Source organism: Allomesorhizobium camelthorni, from assembly GCF_011045125.1.
In the GTDB taxonomy this organism is placed as follows: Bacteria; Pseudomonadota; Alphaproteobacteria; order Rhizobiales; family Rhizobiaceae; genus Allomesorhizobium; species Allomesorhizobium camelthorni.
In genome coordinates this window covers 1-1,270 of the sequence record NZ_JAAKZF010000260.1, presented here as the reverse complement: position 1 = coordinate 1,270, position 1,270 = coordinate 1, and the positions used below count along the sequence as shown (strand labels likewise).

At 61.5% G+C, this 1,270-nt stretch carries 3 protein-coding genes; all 3 read right to left on the bottom strand.

The window, feature by feature from the left end:
- Positions 1 to 54: 54 nt before the first annotated feature.
- Positions 55 to 666 (bottom strand): DsbE family thiol:disulfide interchange protein, encoded by a 612-nt coding sequence (locus G6N73_RS35745; RefSeq protein WP_165034554.1) that lies wholly within the window; start codon positions 664 to 666, stop codon positions 55 to 57.
- Positions 663 to 833 carry a heme exporter protein CcmD gene (gene ccmD, locus G6N73_RS35740; protein ID WP_165034553.1) on the bottom strand — a complete coding sequence of 57 codons (171 nt, stop codon included), beginning with the start codon at positions 831 to 833 and terminating at the stop codon, positions 663 to 665. The genes G6N73_RS35745 and ccmD overlap by 4 nt, the downstream gene beginning before the upstream one ends.
- A gap of 2 nt (positions 834 to 835) precedes the next feature.
- Positions 836 to 1,270: cytochrome c biogenesis protein CcsA (gene ccsA / locus G6N73_RS35735; RefSeq protein ID WP_165034552.1), on the bottom strand; the 435-nt coding region annotated here is incomplete at its 5' end.

The following is a 1,270-nucleotide window of genomic DNA, read 5'->3' as shown; positions in this document are numbered from 1 at the left end:
CCCAGGACCGACGCGACCGGTGGCGTGGCATGCCGCGCAGGCCTCGATCTAAAATCATTTGGCTCTAACTGAGAGCGCTGCCTTCTCCATTGCTGGAAACAGTCCTTCCTTGAGGCTGAGATCGTCGAGCGGCCCCACGCGTTTGTAGAGGATGGTGCCGTCGGGGGCCATTAGATAGCTCTCCGGAATGCCGTAGACGCCCCAGTCGATTGCCGCCCTGCCGTTCGGGTCGACGCCGATGGCGTTATACGGATTGCCGAGTTCGCTGAGGAAGCGCAGCGCATTCTCTTTGCTGTCCTTGTAGTTGATCGCAACTATATTGAGCCGTCCATCCTCGGCCAATTGCTTCAGGATCGGATGCTCTTGGCGGCAGGGGGCGCACCAGGAGGCAAAGACGTTGACGAGCGTCAGCTTGCCCTTGACCGCCTCATCCGTCAACGCCGGCAGGGTGGAGCCTTCGAGCGGCGGCAGGTTCAGCGACGGCGCCTTGTTGCCAATCAAGACGGAGGGGATTTCGGCGATGTTCTTGCCGTGGAAATCCTGGTCATAAAGCATTTTTGCTGCCGTTGCTGCGATGCCACCGAAGACGACAAGCGGGATCAGCGTAAGCGCATAGCGGCTGAGGCCGCGGGTCTTCGGCCTATTCTCTTGCTGAGCTTCGGTCATTCGCCATCCTTCGGTCGGGCGGAACGGCGTCTGATACCGGCGGCTTCGAGCGCTGCCAATTCTTTCTGGCGTGCGCATCCATCGGCCCAGGTCCAGAGCGTCACTGCAATCGTCACCAGGGCGGCAAGACCGTAGGAGCCGTAGACGTAGAAAGCGTAGGAGCCCATCTTTATTCCTCCCGGCTTGCCATGCGGGCAGCCATGCGGCGCTGCGCGGTGATGCGGCGGCGCCAGATCTCGTTGCGCATCGCCATGATATGCAGCGTGAAGAACAGGAGCGTGAAGGCGATCGCCATGACGAGAAGCGGGCGCAGGAACTCCGGGGCGATCGCCGGCCCGTCAAGGCGCAGCACGCTCGCCGACTGGTGCAGTGTGTTCCACCAGTCGACGGAGAACTTGATGATCGGAATGTTGACGAAGCCGACGAGGATCAGCACGGCGGTGACACGCGCCGCCTTTGACGGATCATCCATCGCGCGGTTGAGCGCGATCAGGCCGAGATACATCAGGAAGAGAATAAAGACGGAGGTCAACCGCGCATCCCAGACCCACCATGCGCCCCACATCGGCTTGCCCCACAGCGAACCCGTGACGAGCGCCAGCAA

What these genes read in the sequence shown, in the direction of transcription:
- G6N73_RS35745 (WP_165034554.1), bottom strand. Translation starts at nt 666, where the DNA reads ATGACCGAAGCTCAGCAAGAGAATAGGCCGAAGACCCGCGGCCTCAGC.
- ccmD (WP_165034553.1), bottom strand. Translation starts at nt 833, where the DNA reads ATGGGCTCCTACGCTTTCTACGTCTACGGCTCCTACGGTCTTGCCGCC.